General features: G+C 69.1%; 16 protein-coding genes. 14 read left to right on the forward strand and 2 right to left on the reverse strand.

Translation table 11 applies throughout. The features are described 5' to 3' along the window. The first annotated feature begins 50 nt into the window (after window positions 1-50). Window positions 51-1,106, forward strand: a complete 1,056-nt coding sequence (gene holA, locus EAO79_RS12720; protein ID WP_071260815.1) for a DNA polymerase III subunit delta — start codon at window positions 51-53, stop codon at window positions 1,104-1,106. Window positions 1,107-1,339: 233 nt separating this feature from the next. Here holA and rpsT read toward each other — a convergent pair whose 3' ends face one another. Then, window positions 1,340-1,600: a 30S ribosomal protein S20 gene (rpsT, locus tag EAO79_RS12725; RefSeq protein WP_064295571.1), complete on the reverse strand. Its 261-nt coding sequence runs from the start codon at window positions 1,598-1,600 to the stop codon at window positions 1,340-1,342. Window positions 1,601-1,819: 219 nt separating this feature from the next. Between rpsT and lepA the strand changes: the two genes are divergently transcribed. The 3 genes from lepA to hemW are packed head-to-tail and all read left to right on the forward strand — an operon-like array spanning window position 1,820 to window position 5,548. Then, window positions 1,820-3,670, forward strand: a complete 1,851-nt coding sequence (gene lepA, locus EAO79_RS12730; protein ID WP_079705746.1) for a translation elongation factor 4 — start codon at window positions 1,820-1,822, stop codon at window positions 3,668-3,670. Next, window positions 3,667-4,311, forward strand: coding sequence for a DUF1990 family protein (locus EAO79_RS12735; protein WP_241160874.1), 645 nt, complete (start codon window positions 3,667-3,669; stop codon window positions 4,309-4,311). Before lepA ends, EAO79_RS12735 begins: the two co-directional genes overlap by 4 nt. A 10-nt stretch (window positions 4,312-4,321) precedes the next feature. After that, the gene (gene hemW, locus EAO79_RS12740; RefSeq protein ID WP_079705747.1) at window positions 4,322-5,548 is read left to right on the forward strand and encodes a radical SAM family heme chaperone HemW; all 1,227 of its coding nucleotides are present in this window, start codon (window positions 4,322-4,324) and stop codon (window positions 5,546-5,548) included. Between the two features lie 69 nt (window positions 5,549-5,617). On the opposite strand, the gene EAO79_RS19410 is transcribed toward hemW, so the two are convergent. Continuing rightward, window positions 5,618-6,175 carry a DUF4870 domain-containing protein gene (locus EAO79_RS19410; RefSeq protein ID WP_234993956.1) on the reverse strand — a complete coding sequence of 186 codons (558 nt, stop codon included), beginning with the start codon at window positions 6,173-6,175 and terminating at the stop codon, window positions 5,618-5,620. Window positions 6,176-6,391: 216 nt separating this feature from the next. Between EAO79_RS19410 and hrcA the strand changes: the two genes are divergently transcribed. The 10 genes from hrcA (at window position 6,392) to EAO79_RS12795 (ending at window position 17,469) form a co-directional block, all read left to right on the forward strand. After that, on the forward strand, window positions 6,392-7,414 hold the full coding sequence (hrcA, locus tag EAO79_RS12750; RefSeq protein WP_085510717.1) for a heat-inducible transcriptional repressor HrcA: 1,023 nt from the start codon (window positions 6,392-6,394) through the stop codon (window positions 7,412-7,414). Between the two features lie 54 nt (window positions 7,415-7,468). Beyond that, window positions 7,469-8,590 (forward strand): molecular chaperone DnaJ, encoded by a 1,122-nt coding sequence (dnaJ, locus tag EAO79_RS12755; RefSeq protein WP_064293629.1) that lies wholly within the window; start codon window positions 7,469-7,471, stop codon window positions 8,588-8,590. Window position 8,591: 1 nt separating this feature from the next. Continuing rightward, window positions 8,592-9,329: a 16S rRNA (uracil(1498)-N(3))-methyltransferase gene (locus tag EAO79_RS12760; RefSeq protein WP_124769211.1), complete on the forward strand. Its 738-nt coding sequence runs from the start codon at window positions 8,592-8,594 to the stop codon at window positions 9,327-9,329. A 50-nt stretch (window positions 9,330-9,379) separates the two neighbouring features. Then, entirely contained in the window at window positions 9,380-9,733 is a 354-nt protein-coding gene (locus EAO79_RS12765; RefSeq protein WP_064293856.1) for an HIT domain-containing protein, read from the forward strand. Window positions 9,734-9,809: 76 nt separating this feature from the next. Next, entirely contained in the window at window positions 9,810-10,823 is a 1,014-nt protein-coding gene (locus tag EAO79_RS12770) for a PhoH family protein (RefSeq protein WP_228498304.1), read from the forward strand. Further along, the gene (ybeY, locus tag EAO79_RS12775) at window positions 10,820-11,287 is read left to right on the forward strand and encodes an rRNA maturation RNase YbeY (RefSeq protein WP_064293631.1); all 468 of its coding nucleotides are present in this window, start codon (window positions 10,820-10,822) and stop codon (window positions 11,285-11,287) included. Before EAO79_RS12770 ends, ybeY begins: the two co-directional genes overlap by 4 nt. Beyond that, window positions 11,287-12,591, forward strand: coding sequence for a hemolysin family protein (locus EAO79_RS12780; protein ID WP_079705751.1), 1,305 nt, complete (start codon window positions 11,287-11,289; stop codon window positions 12,589-12,591). Before ybeY ends, EAO79_RS12780 begins: the two co-directional genes overlap by 1 nt. Further along, window positions 12,588-13,496, forward strand: a complete 909-nt coding sequence (gene era / locus EAO79_RS12785) for a GTPase Era (protein ID WP_124769212.1) — start codon at window positions 12,588-12,590, stop codon at window positions 13,494-13,496. The genes EAO79_RS12780 and era overlap by 4 nt, the downstream gene beginning before the upstream one ends. Window positions 13,497-13,672: 176 nt before the next feature. Beyond that, complete coding sequence (locus EAO79_RS12790) at window positions 13,673-14,944, forward strand: esterase family protein (protein WP_124769213.1); 1,272 nt, start codon at window positions 13,673-13,675, stop codon at window positions 14,942-14,944. Beyond that, window positions 14,944-17,469 (forward strand): bifunctional lysylphosphatidylglycerol flippase/synthetase MprF, encoded by a 2,526-nt coding sequence (locus EAO79_RS12795; RefSeq protein WP_124769214.1) that lies wholly within the window; start codon window positions 14,944-14,946, stop codon window positions 17,467-17,469. The genes EAO79_RS12790 and EAO79_RS12795 overlap by 1 nt, the downstream gene beginning before the upstream one ends. The last annotated feature ends 131 nt before the right edge of the window (window positions 17,470-17,600 follow it).

Below are 17,600 nucleotides of genomic sequence, written 5' to 3' on the forward strand. Positions count from 1 at the left end.
GTCTGGCGTCGGCGGTCGCCGGTAGACTCGGACGGTCGAGAGGAGCCGCTGTGGCTGCACCACGTTCCGCCGGTCGCGGCAAGGCCAAGACGGCGGCCAAAGCCTCGGCGGCGATCCCGCAGCTCGGCTGGTCGGAGATCCGCCCGGCGCCGATCGTGTTGGTGTCCGGCACGGAGTCCTTCCTGGCCGACCGGGCGATCCGCCGACTGCGCGACTTCCTCGTCTCCGAAGACCCCTCCCTCGAGGTCAACGACGTCGCAGCCGACAGCTACGCCCCTGGCGAGCTGCTCACCGTGGCGAGCCCGTCGCTCTTCGGCGAGCCCCGGCTCGTCCGCGTCAGCCAGGTCGAGAAGTGCTCCGATCAGTTCCTCACCGAAGCCATCCGGTATCTCGAAGCACCGCCGGAGGGCGCCTACCTCGTGCTGCGGCACAACGGAGGCGTGCGCGGCAAGAAGCTGCTCGACGCCATCCGCTCAGGCACCGGTGGCGGTGTCGAGATCGTCTGCACCGAACTCAAGCGGGACAGCGACAAGGCCGACTTCGCCGCGGCGGAGTTCAAGACGGCGGGTCGTCGCATCACGCCCCAGGCGCTCCGGGCACTCGTCGGAGCCTTCTCCGACGACCTCGCCGAGCTCGCAGCCGCGTGCAGTCAGCTCATGGCCGACGCGTCCGAGGAGATCACCGAGCAGACGGTCAACAAGTACTACGGCGGTCGACTCGAGACGAGCGCGTTCGACGTCGCCGACGCCGCGATCGCCGGACGACACGGGGAAGCGCTGCTCGCCCTGCGGCAGGCGCTCGACTCGGGTGCCGACCCCGTGCCGATCGTCGCCGCGTTCGCGATGAAGATCCGCACGATGGCCAAGGTGTCGTCGGCACGCGGCGGGTCCGGGCAGATCGCGCAGCAGTTCGGCCTCGCACCGTGGCAGGTCGACCGCGCCCGTCGGGACCTGTCCGGCTGGACGGATGCCGGCATCGGCCGCGTGGTGCAGATGCTCGCCGAGACCGACGCCGGAGTGAAAGGCGCGAGCCGCGACCCGGTGTTCGCGCTCGAGCGGCTCGTCGGCGTCATCGCGGCACGCGGGGTCGATCTGTCGGAGCGGTAGCCCGCCGACCAGGCCGTGGCGGCGGGCGGGATGCCCTTCGACAAGCTCAGGGACCCGTTTGCGCTCAGGGACCCGTTTGCGCTCAGGGACCCGTTTGCGCTCAGGGACCCGTTTGCGCTCAGGGACCCCGTTTGCGCTCAGGGACCGCTGTGTACTCAGGGAACGGAATGCCCCGGGAACGCGAAAGGCCCCGCACGTTCCGAGGAACGCCGGGGCCTTGCAGCTGGTGTCGCTTAGAGCGCGTTGACCTGCTTGGCGATGGCCGACTTGCGGTTCGCTGCCTGGTTCTCGTGGATGACGCCCTTGCTCACGGCCTTGTCGAGCTTCTTCGAGGCGAGCTTGAGCGCGGACTCAGCCTGAGCCTTGTCGCCGGCGACGACGGCCTCACGGGTTGCGCGGATGGCGGTCTTCAGCTGGCTCTTGACGGCCTTGTTGCGCTCGTTGGCCTTCTTGTTGGTGCCGATGCGCTTGATCTGCGACTTGATGTTTGCCACGTTGGGTCAACTTTCGGTTCGAGGAAATGATGTTCGGTGCCGTCGGACGGAAGAGGGCGTCTTCAAGCGAGTTCTCGTGTGGTCTCAACTCACACGCAAGCCAACAGGCAACATTACCAGTCGGGCTGAGTTCTGGCAATCCAGGGTACCGCAGCACGGGTGCTCCCCGCCGTGGGACAATGAGGGTTGCCCGATTCCACCCCTGACCCCGAGGAACGCGTGAGCCCCCAAGCAGTGAAGGCCCTCGAGCCGGCATCGACCGACCCGGCGTTCATCCGGAACTTCTGCATCATCGCCCACATCGACCACGGCAAGTCGACCCTGGCGGACCGCATGCTGCAGATCACCGGCGTCGTCTCGGACCGCGACATGCGGGCGCAGTACCTCGACCGCATGGACATCGAGCGCGAGCGCGGCATCACCATCAAGAGCCAGGCCGTGCGCATGCCGTGGTCGCTCAACGGCGAGACCTTCGCGCTCAACATGATCGACACACCCGGCCACGTCGACTTCACCTACGAGGTCTCGCGGTCGCTCGCCGCCTGCGAGGGGGCGATCCTCCTCGTCGACGCGGCACAGGGTATCGAGGCGCAGACACTCGCGAACCTCTACCTCGCCCTCGAGAACGACCTCGAGATCATCCCGGTGCTCAACAAGATCGACCTCCCGGCGGCCGACCCCGACAAGTACGCGAAGGAGCTCGCGAGCCTCATCGGCGGCAAGCCCGAAGACGTCCTGCGGGTGTCCGGCAAGACCGGTATGGGTGTCGAGGAACTCCTCGACCGCGTCGTCGGCCGCATCCCGAACCCGGTGGGCGACCCGGACGCACCCACGCGTGCCATGATCTTCGACTCCGTCTACGACACCTACCGTGGCGTCGTCACCTACGTCCGCATGATCGACGGCCAGCTGAGTCCGCGCGAGCGCATCCAGATGATGTCGACGCGCGCGGTGCACGACCTCCTCGAGATCGGCGTCAGCTCGCCGGAGCCGACGCCCACGAAGGGCCTCGGCGTCGGTGAGGTCGGCTACCTCATCACGGGCGTGAAGGACGTCCGGCAGTCGAAGGTCGGCGACACCGTCACGACCGCGGTGAAGCCGGCGACCGACGCCCTCCCGGGCTACACCGACCCGAAGCCGATGGTCTTCTCCGGTCTGTACCCGATCGACGGCAGCGACTACCCGATCCTCCGCGACGCGCTCGACAAGCTGAAGCTCTCCGACGCCTCGCTCAACTACGAGCCGGAGACCTCCGTCGCCCTCGGATTCGGCTTCCGCGTCGGCTTCCTCGGCCTGCTCCACCTCGAGATCGTGACCGAGCGGTTGCAGCGCGAGTTCGACCTCGACCTCATCGCCACCGCGCCGTCGGTCACCTACGAGGTGAAGACGGAGGACAAGCAGGTGGTCACCGTCACGAACCCCAGCGAGTTCCCCTCCGGCAAGATCCTCGAGGTGTCGGAGCCGATGGTCAAGGTGGGCATCCTCGCCCCCAAGGACTACGTGGGCACCATCATGGAGCTCTGCCAGAGCCGTCGAGGTGCGCTGCTCGGCATGGAGTACCTCGGCGAGGATCGCGTCGAACTGCGGTACACGATGCCGCTCGGTGAGATCGTCTTCGACTTCTTCGACCACCTGAAGAGCCGCACGCAGGGGTACGCGTCGCTCGACTACGAGCCCTCCGGTCAGCAGGCCGCCGATCTCGTGAAGGTCGACATCCTGCTGCAGGGCGACCAGGTCGACGCGTTCAGCGCCATCGTCCACCGCGAGAAGGCGTACGCCTATGGCGTGCTCATGACCGAGCGGCTGAAGAAGCTCATCCCGCGCCAGCAGTTCGAGGTGCCGATCCAGGCCGCCATCGGTGCGCGGATCATCGCCCGCGAGTCGGTCCGTGCCATGCGCAAGGACGTCCTGGCCAAGTGCTACGGCGGTGACATCACCCGTAAGCGCAAGCTCCTCGAGAAGCAGAAGGAGGGCAAGAAGCGGATGAAGATGGTCGGCAAGGTCGAGGTGCCTCAGGAAGCGTTCATCGCAGCGCTCTCCGGGGACGTGGAGACGAAGGACAAGAAGTGAACGCACGACGCAGTTCGTTCGAGGACGAGGCGGTCGACTACGCGGCCGTCGGTGCCACCCAGCGCGCCGACCTCATGCAGTACCCGCCGGAAGGCTACGTGCCGTCGGAGGACGAGTTCCGCCTCGGGAGCGGTGAGGAGCGGTTCGCCCTCGCGAGCAGCGCCCTCCTCACCTGGGGACTGCACCGCTCGAGCGGCGTGGAGATCTCCGAGGTGCACCCCGGCACGGGCGTGCAGTACGGCGGCATCGCCTTCGCCGAGGACGGTACGCCGCTGGAACCCATCGAGACGCACGAGGAGCAACGCTTCGCCGAGGACGGCACGCCGTTCATCACGCCGGGCACGACGGTCGTCTTCGCCGGCACCGTCGGCGGGGAACCGCTCGTCGGGCCGCATCGCGTCATCTCCGTCACCGAGGAGCCGGGTCACGTGAGCCTGGCCATCGGCACAATGGAGGGCGATCCGGAGAGCGGCGAGCAGTCCTTCACGATCGAGCAGCGCGAGGACGACTCCGTCTGGATCGTCGTGCGCTCGTTCTTCCGCCCGACGAAGGGTGCCGCGAAGCTCGTCGGCTCCAAGCGCCGCCGCAAGACCATGAACGACGCCTACCTCCGCGCACTCCTGCCGTCGCGCGGCGTCTGAGCGACGGACCGTGCCGAGCGCCCTCCCACTCGCCGATCCGGCCCCGTCCGACGGACTCCTCCCGGAGACGGCGGCCGTCGGTGCCCACGAGCGCAATTTCGGGGTGTACCTCCACGTGCCGTTCTGCCGGGTCCGATGCGGCTACTGCGACTTCAACACCTACACGGCGACCGAGCTCCGCGGCGCGAAGCAGTCTGACTACGCCGACGAGGCGGTCGCGGAACTCCGCTTCGGCAAGTCCGTCCTGGCGTCATCGACCGTCCCCGACCGTCCGGTCTCGACCGTGTTCTTCGGTGGCGGGACGCCGACCCTCCTCCCCGCTGACGACCTGGTCCGCATGCTCCGAGGCGTGACGGACAACTTCGACCTCGCTCCCGGCGCTGAAGTGACGACCGAGGCCAACCCCGACTCCGTCGACGCCACCTACCTCCGCACGCTCGCCGAAGCCGGATTCACCCGGGTGTCCTTCGGGATGCAGTCCGCCGTGCCGAGCGTGCTCGCCACCCTCGAGCGCACGCACGATCCGGCTCGGGTGCCGCTCGTCGTGCAGTGGGCTCGCGAGGCCGGCCTCGGCGTCAGCCTGGACCTCATCTACGGGACGCCGGGGGAGACCCTGGCAGACTGGCGCGTCTCACTCGAGACGGCGATCGCCTGCGCACCGGACCACGTGTCGGCTTATTCGCTCATCGTCGAACCCGGAACGAAACTCGCGCGCCAGATCCGCTCGGGCGTGGTGGGGACCCCCGACGAAGACCTGCAGGCCGACATGTACGAGCTTGCCGACGATCTCCTCACCGAGGCCGGCTACGGCTGGTACGAGGTCAGCAACTGGGCGACGGACGACACGCACCGCTCCCGGCACAACCTCTCCTACTGGACCGGCGAGGACTGGTGGGGTGTCGGCCCGGGCTCGCACAGTCACGTCGGCGGGGTGCGCTGGTGGAACGTCAAGCACCCGGCGGCGTACGCCCAGCGGATCGCGGCGGGGGAGTCGCCGGCCGCCGGCCGGGAGACCCTGGACGACGAGACGCGGGAACTCGAACGCATCCTGCTGCTCACCCGCACGCGGGACGGCATCCCGATCCGGACGCTCGCACCCGAGGCTCGCACGGCCGTCGCCGGGCTCATCGCCGAGGAACTGGTCGACGCACGGCAGGCCCTGCTCGGACGGCTGGAGCTCACGCGCCGCGGACGGCTCCTCGCCGACGCGGTCGTCCGCCGTCTGGTCGGCGACTGACCCTGCCCGAGGCGCAGAACAGCCCCGCCCGGCGGACCGGACGGGGCTGTTCTCGTGCGACTCGACGGATCAGGCCTTGATGAACTGGATCGTGAGCGGGTAGCTGTACAGCTCGCCCTTGTTCGCCTTGATCGCGGCGATGATGCTGAACACGATCACCACGACGTAGACGGCGATGATGATGAACAGACCCACGACGACGATCGTCAGGATCGAGCCGACCACGAGCGCGATCAGCATCGTCAGCTGGAAGTTCAGCGCGGTGAGCGTGTGCGCCTTGATGAACGGGCCGCGGTCCTTGAGGACCAGGTAGCCGATCAGCGGGGGGATGAATCCGAAGAAGATCCCACCGATGTGGATGAGCGTCGACCAGAGCTTCTCGTCCGACGGGCTCATGGGCTGAGCGGCGGCGTACGGCTGCTGGTACTGCGGGGCGCCTGCGGGCGGCGGCGGGTAGGAGCCTGCAGCGGGCGGCGGCGGCGCGTAGCCACCGGCGGGCGGGGGCGGGTAGGCGCCTGCGGGCGGCTGCTGCGGAGCTGCAGGAGGGGGCGTCGCGCCGTCTCCTGCAGGCGGAACCGACCCGCCCTTCGCTGGGTCGACGGGCGGCTGAGCGTTCGGATCGGACATCTTCGCACCTTTCACGGAGAGTGATATTCAATTGGTCCAGCTGAGCGTATCGCACCAGGTGTTGCTCATCAGGGACCCACGCCTGCGGCCAACGGTATTCCCGCGGCACGGGGCCGCGCAAGGGACGGCCGCGCGGAGGCCACGATATGATTGGCAGTCAGGGTCTTCGAGTGCTGATGGTCGGCGCTCCGAGGTGGATGACGGGAGGAGATCGAGATGGTGTCGGATCGCGGTCTCGAAGTGCTCCGCGTCATCGTGCAGGACTACGTCGCCTCGCGCGAGCCCGTCGGTTCCAAGACGATCGTCGACCGCCACTCCTTCGGGGTCTCCGCAGCCACCATCCGCAACGACATGGCGCAGCTCGAGGACGAAGAGCTCATCGCAGCTCCCCACACCTCTTCCGGCCGGGTGCCCACCGACAAGGGTTACCGGATGTTCGTCGACCACCTGGCCGACCGCCGTCCGCTGAACAACGCCCAACGGACGGCGATCGAGACCTTCCTCGGCGCGTCCGGCGACCTCGACGAGGTCCTGCACCGCACGGTGCGGCTGCTCTCGCAGCTGACGAACCAGGTCGCGCTCGTCCAGTACCCGATGTTCTCCCGGGCACGCGTCCGGCATCTCGAGTTGGTGAGCGTCACCCCGAACCGTGTGCTCGCGGTCATCATCCTCGACAACGGCCGCGTCGAGCAGCGGCTCATCGAGACGGAGAGCCCGGTCGACGACGACCTCATCTCGCGGCTCCGCTCGCTGTGCAACGAGGCGGTCGCGGGCCGTCCACTCCTCGACGCCCACGACGCGATCGGCGACGTCCCAGCCGACATCGCCGACCTCGATCGCGCGGCGGCCGTCCGCATCGTCGACGCGGTGCGCGAGCAGCTGTCGGCGCAGCGCCAGGACCGCCTCGTCATGGCCGGTGCCGCCAACCTCGCCCGCACCGAGGACGACTTCCCCGGCAGCATCTATCCGGTCCTGGACGCCATCGAGCAGCAGGTCGTGCTGCTTCGGCTCTTCGGTGAGATGGAGTCCGAACGCGACAGCGTGGTCGCCAGCATCGGGCGGGAGAACGCGTCGTTCGGCCTCGAGACCACGAGTGTCCTCGCCGGGAACTACCGTTCCTCTGGTGGCGAAATCGCCCGGCTCGGCGTCCTCGGCCCCACGAGAATGGACTACGCGAGCAACATGGCTGCGGTCCGCGCCGTCGCCAGGTACCTCTCGCGCATCCTCGACGCCGAGTGACGCATCCTCGTCGCGTCCCCCAACACCTTCCGCACCTCGAACGAAAGGCCCTCAGTGGCTGACTACCCCGACCACTACGCAGCACTCGGTGTCGCCAAGGAGGCGACGCCCGAAGAGATCAAGAAGGCGTACCGCCGCCTCGCACGCGAACTGCACCCCGACGTGAACCCGGGTTCCGACGCCTCGGAACGGTTCAAGGAGGTCACGCACGCCTACGACGTGCTGAGCGACCCCAAGCAGCGCCAGCAGTACGACCTCGGTCCGCAGGCTGGTGGGTTCGGTGGCGGCGACGCCGGGTTCGGCGGCTTCGGCGACATCTTCGACACCTTCTTCGGCGGTGGCGGCCAGCAGCGCGGACCCAAGTCCCGTCGCGCACGCGGGGAGGACGCCTTGTTGCGCGTCGAGCTCGACCTCGACGAGGTCATCTTCGGCACCCACCGCGACCTCGAGGTCGACACCGCCGTGCTCTGCAGCACCTGCAACGGCTCCTGCTGCCAGCCCGGCACCTCACCGGTGACCTGCGACATCTGTCACGGCACCGGCTCCATCCAGCGGGCCGTCCGCTCGCTGCTCGGCAACGTCATGACGTCGGCGCCCTGCGGCACCTGCCGCGGCTACGGCACGATCATCGCGACCCCGTGCGTCACCTGCCAGGGTCAGGGTCGGCTCCGTGCCCGCCGCACCGTCTCGGTCGACATCCCGGCCGGCGTCGACACCGGTCTGCGTCTGCAGATGCCGGGGAGCGGCGAGGTCGGCCCGGCCGGCGGCCCGAACGGCGACCTCTACCTCGAGATGAAGGTCAAGCACCACGACGTCTTCAGCCGCGACGGCGACGACCTGTTGTGCACGCTCGAAGTCCCGATGACCGACGCCATCCTCGGCCGCCAGGTCACCGTCCACGCGCTCGACGGTGACGTCGAGGTCGAGCTGCGGCCGGGCGTGCAGAGCTCTGAGGTCATCACGGTCAAGGACCGCGGTGTCACCCGTCTCCGCGGGAACAGCCGGGGCGACCTCAAGATCGGCGTCCAGGTCGTCACGCCGACGAAGCTCGACCACCGCGAACGCGAGCTGATCAAGAGCTTCGCCTCAGGACGACGCCAGGGTGCTCCGGCGCTCGCGCAGTTCCAGCAGGGCCTGTTCGCGAAGATCCGCGACCGCTTCCACGGCGTCGGTTGAGATGAGTTCGCTGTACCTCCGTGAGGATCTCGAATCGACCGGTGTCGGCGACTCGGTGACCCTCCGCGGGCCCGAGGCGAAGCACGCCGTCGCCGTGAGTCGGCTGCGGGTCGGCGAGACGACGTCGATCGGCAACGGCCGGGGCCTGATCGCGACCGGACCGGTCGTGCGCAGCGAGCCGGGGGAGTTGGAGATCCGCGTCGAATCGGTCGTGGTGCATCCGGAGAACCGTCCCGGGCTCGTCCTCGTGCAGGCGCTGGCCAAGGGCGATCGCGACGAACTCGCCATCCAGGCAGCGACCGAGCTGGGTGTCGACCGGATCGTCCCGTGGGGCGCCGAGCGCAGCATCTCGAGATGGCAGGGCGACAAAGCGGTCAAGGGCCGTGCGCGCTGGCAGCTCATCGTGCGGGAGGCGTCGAAGCAGTCGATCCGCGCACGGGTCCCCGAGGTGGCCGAGGTCGTCGACACCCGCGGACTCGCGTCGATCGTCGCCGGCCGGACCGTCCTCGTGCTCGAACCCAGCGCGGCACTCGCTCTCTCGGAGCTCGACCCGTCGGCCCTGCTCGCCGAGGAGCTCGTGCTCGTCGTCGGTCCGGAGGGCGGCATCTCGCCGGCGGAGCGCGAACGGCTCGAAGCGGCCGGCGCCATCGAGGTCCGGATCGGCTCGGGCGTCCTGCGCACCTCGACGGCAGGACCGGCGGCGATCGCCGCGCTCAACGTGCTGCTCGGTCGGTGGTGACGATTCACCAGCCCGCGCATGAGGCCGCCACGAACCTTAGACTGGTGGACATGAGTGAAGCACCGTCGGTATTCAGCCGCATCGTGTCGGGGGAGATCCCGACGACCCTCCTCGCCGAGACCGATCGGGTGATCGCGTTCGCCGACATCGCACCGCAGGCGCCCGTGCACCTCCTCGTCGTCCCGAAGACCGCCGAGTACCGCGACGTCGTGGAGTTGGCCGCTGGCGACCCCTCCTTGCTCGCTGAGATGGTCGAGGTGGCGTCGTCGCTTGCGAAGGAGCACACGGGTGGCGAGTTCCGACTCGTCTTCAACACCGGCGAGTCCGCCGGGCAGACGGTCTTCCATGTGCACGCGCATGTCCTCGGCGGTTCCCTGCAGGAGGGCACCCTTGGCGGAGCCTGAGTCCTCGAACCCCGACCGCTCCGTCGCTGCGCGGACGGAGGAGGTCGAGCACGTCCTCCTGGTGGACGGGCTCGCCATGGTCCGTCTCCTCGGCCCACAGGATCGCCTCCTGACGACCGTCGAGCGCGAACACCCCGGTGTCTCGGTGCACGTGCGCGGCAATGAGATCACCATCACCGGCCCGGCGCCGCAGGCCGACGCCGCCAGACGACTCGTAGAGGAACTCATCACCATGGTCCGAGAAGGACACGATCCGGGGCCGGCGGAGGTCAGCACCTCCGCCCGTATGCTCGGGCAGGACGGCTCAGCCTCCCCGTCGGAGGTGCTCGGGCAGGTCATCCTCACCTCGCGTGGCAAGACGATCAAAGCGAAGACCGTCGGGCAGCGAGCGTACGTCGACGCGATCGACGAGAACACGATCGTGTTCGGTATCGGCCCGGCCGGTACCGGCAAGACCTACCTCGCGATGGCGAAGGCCGTGCAGGCCTTGCAGCGCAAGGAGGTCAACCGGATCATCCTGACGCGCCCGGCCGTCGAGGCCGGTGAGCGACTCGGGTACCTCCCGGGCACGCTGACGGACAAGATCGACCCGTACCTGCGTCCGCTCTACGACGCGCTCAACGAGATGATGGACCCGGAGATCGTCCCGAAGCTGCTCGCGGCCGGCACGATCGAGGTCGCACCGCTCGCCTACATGCGTGGCCGGACCCTCAACGACTCGTTCATCGTCCTCGACGAGGCGCAGAACACCACGCCCGAGCAGATGAAGATGTTCCTCACCCGGCTCGGGTTCGGGTCCAAGATCGTCGTGACCGGCGACGTCACGCAGATCGACCTGCCGACCGGTGCGTCCGGTCTGCGACTCGTCACCCGCGTGCTCAAGGACGTCGACGACATCCACTTCGCCCACCTCACGAGCGAGGACGTCGTCCGCCACACCCTCGTCGGTCGGATCGTCGACGCCTACGGCGAGTACGACGCCGTCCGACAGGCGCAGCGGTTCGAGCGCGAGCAGGCCGCCGAGTTCGCCAACCGTGCCGAGCGTCGCGGCGCAGCCAGAGACCACCAGCCGAAGCGAGGACGCTCATGACCATCGAGATCAACAACGAGTCAGGCGTCGCCGTCGACGAATCGCGCATCCTCGCCCTGGCGTCGTTCGCGCTCGACGCGATGCACGTGAGCCCTGATGCCGAGCTCGCCATCGTCCTGGTCGACGAGGGCGCCATGGAGCAGTTGCACGTCCAGTGGATGGACGAGCCGGGACCGACCGACGTCCTGAGCTTCCCCATGGACGAGCTCCGTCCCGGCACCGAGGAGAACCCGACGCCGCCCGGGCTGCTCGGCGACATCGTGCTCTGCCCGCAGGTCGCCGAGACGCAGGCGGCCGCCGCGAAGCACTCGACGATGGACGAACTCCAGCTCCTCACCTGCCACGGTGTGCTCCACCTCCTCGGGTACGACCACGCGGAGCCCGATGAGGAGAAGGAGATGTTCGGCATCCAGCGGGACATCCTCCTCGCCTTCGCGCTCCAGGAGAGACGACGCAGCAGCTGATGTCCCTCGTCGCCGTCTTCGTCATCGTCGCGTTCCTGCTCGTCGCGTTCGCGGGTCTGATGGCCGCAGCCGACGCCGCGATCGGCGTCCAGTCGGGCGCGGACATCCTCGACCTGGCAGAGGGCGCCCGCTCGGGATCCGCGCTCCGCGCCATCGCAGCCGACCCGGGTGCGCACGTCAACGCGATCAACTTCATCCGGATCCTGGCCGAGACCACGGCCGCCGTCCTCGTCACCCTCGCACTGGCCTCGTCGATCGACGAGTTGTGGCTCGTCCTCGTCCTCGCGGTCGTCATCATGACCGGCACCTCCTTCGTGCTCGTCGGTGCGAGCCCGCGAGGCGTCGGCCGGACCCACGCGAGCGGCGTGCTGCGCTTCAGTGCCCCCGCCATCCGTGCCGCACGCGTGGTCCTCGGCCCGGTCGCGAACGTCCTCGTCTCCCTGGGCAACCGGGTGACCCCGGGGCTGCCCCGTTCGGTCTCCTTCACCTCGGAGGAGCAACTGCTGAGCATGGTCGACGAGGCCGCCGCGCACTCGGTCCTCGAAGAGGACGACCGCGAGCTCATCCACTCGATTTTCGAGTTCAACGAGACGCTCGTCCGCGAGGTGATGATCCCGCGCACCGACCTCGTGAGTCTGCAGCGCGATCTCAGCGTCCGCGAGGCGCTCGAGGTGTTCCTGGAGACGGGGATCTCGCGGGCGCCCGTCAGCGACGGCGACATCGACGACCTGGTCGGCATCCTGTACCTGAAGGACCTGGTGCGAGCGATGTTCGGTGGCGACGGCGTCACCGAGGTGGGCTCGATCGAGCCGCTCCTGCGGCCGGCGAGCTTCGTCCCCGAGTCCAAGAAGGCCGATTCGCTCCTGCAGCAGATGCAGAAGGAGTCCAACCACATCGCGATGGTCGTCGACGAATACGGCGGCATCTCGGGTCTCGTCACCCTCGAGGACCTCATCGAGGAACTCGTCGGCGACATCTCCGACGAGTACGACACCGACACCCCCGAGATCACCGACCTGCACGACGGACGGTTCCGGGTCGACGCCCGCCTGCCGGTCGACGAGCTGGGGGAGTTGTTCGGCCTCGAACTCGACGACGACGACGTCGACTCCGTCGGCGGCCTCCTGGCGAAGGCCCTCGGTCGGCTGCCCGTCGTCGGATCGACGGTGTCGACCAACGGCCTCGAACTCACCGCCGAGCGCGTCGAGGGGCGGCGGGGACGCATCCTCACCGTCATCGCCCAGCGCGACGACCAGCTGCAGGACGCCCAGCAGGCGTCCAACGACCACCGGGAGCACCCATGAACGACACCACCCCTCCGTCCGACTTCCGAGCGGGGTTCGTGTCCTTCGTCGGGCGTCCGAACGTCGGCAAGTCCACGCTGACCAACGCCCTCGTCGGTGAGAAGGTCGCGATCACGAGCTCGAAGCCGCAGACCACGCGTCGCGCGATCCGCGGAGTCGTGCATCGCGACCACGGCCAACTCATCGTCGTCGACACCCCCGGCATCCACCGGCCGCGCACCCTGCTCGGCCAGCGGCTGAACGATCTCGTGCAGTCAACCCTCTCCGACGTCGACGTCATCGGGTTCTGCATCCCCGCCAACGAGAAGCTCGGGCCCGGCGACCGCTTCATCAACGAGTCGCTCGACGGCTTCCCGCGCGCCAAGAAGGTGGCGATCGTCACGAAGACCGACACCGCCAGCCGGACGACGATCGCCGAGCAGCTGCTCGCGATCTCGGAGCTCCGGGACTGGGACGCCGTCATCCCACTGTCCGCGGTGACCGACGACCAGCTCGACATCCTCGTCACCGAGGTGACGAGGCTCATGCCGCTCTCGGAACGCCTCTACCCGGCCGAGGCCACCACGGACGAGACGGTCGTCGACCGCGTGTCGGAGCTCATCCGTGAAGCCGCACTCGAGGGCGTGCAGGACGAGCTGCCCCACTCGCTCGCCGTGACCATCGATGACATGATCCCGCGCGAGGGGACCGACCTGCTCGACATCTACGCGAACGTGTTCGTGGAGCGCGACAGCCAGAAGGCGATCATCATCGGGAAGGGCGGCTCCAGGCTCCGCGACGTCGGGGCCCGGGCCCGCGCCGGGATCGAGCCACTCGTCGGATCGAGGGTCTTCCTCTCCATCCGCGTCAAGGTCGCGAAGGATTGGCAGCGCGACCCGAAACTGCTCGGTCGCCTGGGATTCTGACCCGGATCCGGTCGACCGTCGGCGCCGTGGGCCCGCGCGGATCCGGGCGGGTGGTCTCCGTTACCTGAACGTGACTTGCATGTCTGCTTTGGGCCCGCTGTGGAACCCGTCATCTGGCCGACAGGCTCGCGAGCGCGCGGACATACTGGTCCTCGGGGTCGCGAGAAGGAGTCCGTGTGTTCGACTGGTTGCTGGCCATCAGGCTGGATCGTCCGGAGCTCCTCGTCTGGGTCGGCGGTGCCGCCGTCCTCCTGGCGATCATCCTGTTGACCGGGCGCCGAACGGTTCGCGGCTGGCTGACGATGCTGCTCGTGGCGAGCGGTGGGGCGCTCCTCGCCTATGCCACGGCCTGGTTGCTCGGTGACGTGCTCGACGTCTTCGGGATCGAACTGACGCCGGTCACCCGTGCGTGGGCGGCGGTCGGGTTCGCAGGTGCCGCCCTCGCGATCGCGGCGATCGTGCGGACCCGGGCGTGGCGGGTCGTCGTGGCGAGCCTCGCCATCCCCGCCTTCCTGCTCATCGGGGCGATCGGCGTGAACCAGGACTTCGGTGAGTTCGCGACGGTGCGGGCGGCGTTGGGGATCAGCCCGTACCAGTCGTTCTCGGCCCTGCCTGCAGCCCGGGGGACGACCACGTCGTGGCAGCGACCCGCCGACCTGCCGAGCGGCGGGCGGGTCGAACACGTGGACATCCCGGCGACGACCTCCGGGTTCGCCCACCGGGACGCGCTCGTCTACCTGCCACCGGCCGCCCTGACCGCACACCCGCCGGCACTGCCCGTCATCGAAGCGTTCAGCGGTCAGCCGGGAGAGCCTGCAGACCTGTTCGCGTCGGCTGGGATCGCCGGGATCCTCGACCGCTTCGCCGCCTCGCATGCGGGTCTCGCTCCGATCGTGGTCGTGCCTGATCAGCTCGGCGCTCCGGACCACAACCCGATGTGCGTCGACGGGCCGCTCGGCAACTCGGCGACGTACCTCACGGTCGACGTCCCCGCGTGGATCTCGGCGCACCTCCCGGTGTCCGCATCGCGGACGGACTGGTTCATCGCCGGGTTCTCGCAGGGCGGGACCTGTTCCATCCAGCTCGGCGCCGCGCACCCCGAACGCTACGGCGGCATCCTCGACATCTCGGGGGAGGTCGTCCCGTCCATCGGACCGACGACGATCGCACAGGGCTTCGGCGGGTCGGCGACGGCGTACGAGGCCGCGGCCCCCTCCGCGATCCTCGCCGCGCACACCCCGTACGCGGACACCGTCGGCGTCTTCGGCTACGGCAGCGACGACAGCCGCTACGGTCCCGGCGTCCGGCGGGTCGCCGCGATGGCTTCGGCAGCCGGCATGCGGACGACGACCTTCGTCTCCGATGGGACGGCGCACGACTGGCACACCGTCCACACGGTGTTCGAGCGTGCGCTCCCCGTGATCGCCGCACGATTCGGGCTCGCCTGATGCGCGCGGGGAGGGCGACGCCGTTCGGTCGACTCGTGACCGGCGTGCTCCGGTCGGTGCCGATGAGCATCGGGATCACGGCGCTGGTGCTCGTGGTCAGTGCGTTCGTCTGGCGCACACCGCCGGCGGCGACCCCCGGCTGGCGGACGGCGATCCGTGAGGTGGCCGGCGTGGGGTACGAGCAGGTCGTGGTCGACGGGCACTGGTGGGCACTCCTGACCGGCGCCCTGGGAACCGACGGGGTGCTCGGGCTCCTCGCCTTCCTGCTGATCGGCGTCCCCGCACTGGTGCTCGCCGAGCGACGGTTCGGCGCAGCCAAGACGCTCCTGGCTGTGCTGGTGACCGCTGTCGCCGGGAACGCGCTCGCCATCGGGCTCCAACTCCTCGGCACGCTCGGCGGCGAGTTCTGGAGCGGCGAGGTCGCCCGCATCGTGGCATTCGACCCCGTGGCCGGCGCGCTCGGCGCCCTCGCCGCGTCGAGTGCGTTCCACGGGCCGCTCTGGCGTCGACGGATCCGCGCGTTCGTCGTCGTCGGTGCCCTGATCGTGCTGCTGTACTCGGGCCTTCCGCAGGATCTCGCACGACTGTTCGCAGCGCTGGTCGGCGTCCTGCTCGGGATCGTGCTCGCCGGGGTCACCCCGTCGGTGCGACGCGTGCGGAGCTCGCACCACGAGACCCGGGTGCTCCTGGCGTCCGTCGTCGCGATGATGGGCGTCGGACCGCTCATCACCTTCCTGTCCGGCCGGCACCTCGGTCCGCTCGCGCCGCTCGTGCTCCTGCTCGAACAGAACATCCCGGACGCCGGACGGGTCATCGGGCAATGCCGGACGGTCGGCGTGTCAGCACAGTGCCTGCGCGACCTCACGCTGGTGCGCGTCGACGGCTTCGGAGCGGTGCTCCTGTCGGTGGTCCCCATGATCGCCCTGCTCTTCGCAGCGTGGGGCCTGCTCCGCGGCAGACGGTTCGCGGTCTGGTTCGCCACGGCGATCATGGTGTCCTTCGCCGTCCTGAGTGCGCTGTCGCTCGGGGCGGGGGTGCGACTCCACCCGGCGGGACACCCCTCGTCGTTGCTCGGGACGGGGCACGGCGCGCAGCAGCGGTCCGTCGAGATCGCGATCGCGCTGTGGGCGGCGATCCTGCTCCCGCTCGTCGTGGCGGCACTCCTGGTCGTGCTCCGTCGTGGGTTCCCCGTGCGGGCCACCCGGCGCAGTGCCTGGGGGTACCTCGCCCTGGTCGGCGCGTCTTGGGTCGTGCTCGCCGCGCTTTTCGTGGTCGTCGCCCTGCTGCAACCCGGAGGATTCTCGCCGAGGCCCGACGTGTGGGAGGTCCTCCGCGCGGCGCCGGAGCGTTTCGTCCCGGCCGCGTACCTGCGGAACGTACTCCCGGGCTTCGTGCCGGTCGCCCCGCTCACCGGCGTGGTGTTCCACGCCGTCGGACCCGTCTGGTGGAGCATCATCCTGCTCGGCGCCGTCTGGCCGCTGAGCCGGGTCGCGAACGCCATCGCGCCGGCAGACGAGCGCCGCCTGCGCGAGCTCCTGGCCGAGGGCAGCGACTCCATCGGGCACATGGCCACCTGGCCGGGCAACCTCACCTGGTTCGACCCGGAGCGCAGCGCCGGCATCGCCTACCGGATCGTCGCCGGGGTCGCGGTCACGGCGGGCGGCTTCTTCGGGAGGGACCGGCACGAGCAGGGGGTCCTCGAGCGGTTCATCGAGCACTGCGAGGACTCGGGCCTGACGGTGGCGTTGTACAGCGTGGACGAGGAGACCGCAGGAGCGCTCCACCGGATCGGTTGGCGCACCGTCCAGGTCGCCGAGGAGACGGTCCTGCACCCGCAGGGCTGGAGCATGGTCGGCAAGCGCTGGCAGGACATCAGATCCTCCGTCAACCGGGCCGACCGTGCGGGGATCACCGCCGTCTGGTCCACCTACGGGGCACTCGGCGTCGGGCTGGCGGCGCAGATCGCCGAGATCTCCGAGGAGTGGGTCGCCGAACGGAAGCTGCCCGAGATGGGGTTCACCCTCGGCGGCATCGACGAGCTCGTCGACGAGGAGGTCCGGCTCCTGCTCGCGGTCGACGAGCAAGGACGGCTGCACGGCGTCACGAGCTGGCTCCCGGTGCGGCGTGATGGTGAGCTGGTCGGTTGGACCCTCGACTTCATGCGACGTCGGACGGACGGTATGAACGGCGTCATGGAGTTCCTCATCGCCGAGGCCGCCGCACGGTTCAAGGAGGACGGCATCGAGGAGATGAGCCTCTCAGGGGCACCACTCGCGCGCTCGAAGAGCACCGAGCAGCCGGAGACGGACGGGATCGACCGGGTCCTGACCTACCTCGGGAACGTGCTCGAACCTGTCTACGGGTTCCGCTCGCTCCTCGCCTTCAAGGGGAAGTTCCAGCCGGAGGAGCGTCCGCTCGTCCTCGGCTACGCGGACCCGCTGACCCTGCCGGCGATCGGCATCGCGGTCGGGCGCGCGTACCTCCCGGACGTGTCCGTGCGAGACCTCGCCTCGTTGGTCACCTGATCGGCCGCGCGGGGGAGTGCTATGCTGACGACGTGTTCTCCGGTCTGCTCCTCCTTAGCTGCCGCGACGAGTCCTAGTTCCAGGCCTCCCTCGTCGCGGAGTTCGTCATTGGCTCACCCCCAATCCCACGA

The sequence above is a fragment of the Plantibacter sp. PA-3-X8 genome, assembly GCF_003856975.1.
GTDB lineage: Bacteria > Actinomycetota > Actinomycetes > Actinomycetales > Microbacteriaceae > Plantibacter > Plantibacter auratus.

Coding starts and splice junctions, on each gene's coding strand:
- EAO79_RS19410 (WP_234993956.1), bottom strand. CDS start 6,175: ATGTCCGATCCGAACGCTCAGCCGCCCGTCGACCCAGCGAAGGGCGGG.
- hrcA (WP_085510717.1), top strand. CDS start 6,392: ATGGTGTCGGATCGCGGTCTCGAAGTGCTCCGCGTCATCGTGCAGGAC.
- EAO79_RS12760 (WP_124769211.1), top strand. CDS start 8,592: ATGAGTTCGCTGTACCTCCGTGAGGATCTCGAATCGACCGGTGTCGGC.
- EAO79_RS12765 (WP_064293856.1), top strand. CDS start 9,380: ATGAGTGAAGCACCGTCGGTATTCAGCCGCATCGTGTCGGGGGAGATC.
- EAO79_RS12770 (WP_228498304.1), top strand. CDS start 9,810: ATGGTCCGTCTCCTCGGCCCACAGGATCGCCTCCTGACGACCGTCGAG.
- ybeY (WP_064293631.1), top strand. CDS start 10,820: ATGACCATCGAGATCAACAACGAGTCAGGCGTCGCCGTCGACGAATCG.
- EAO79_RS12780 (WP_079705751.1), top strand. CDS start 11,287: ATGTCCCTCGTCGCCGTCTTCGTCATCGTCGCGTTCCTGCTCGTCGCG.
- era (WP_124769212.1), top strand. CDS start 12,588: ATGAACGACACCACCCCTCCGTCCGACTTCCGAGCGGGGTTCGTGTCC.
- EAO79_RS12795 (WP_124769214.1), top strand. CDS start 14,944: ATGCGCGCGGGGAGGGCGACGCCGTTCGGTCGACTCGTGACCGGCGTG.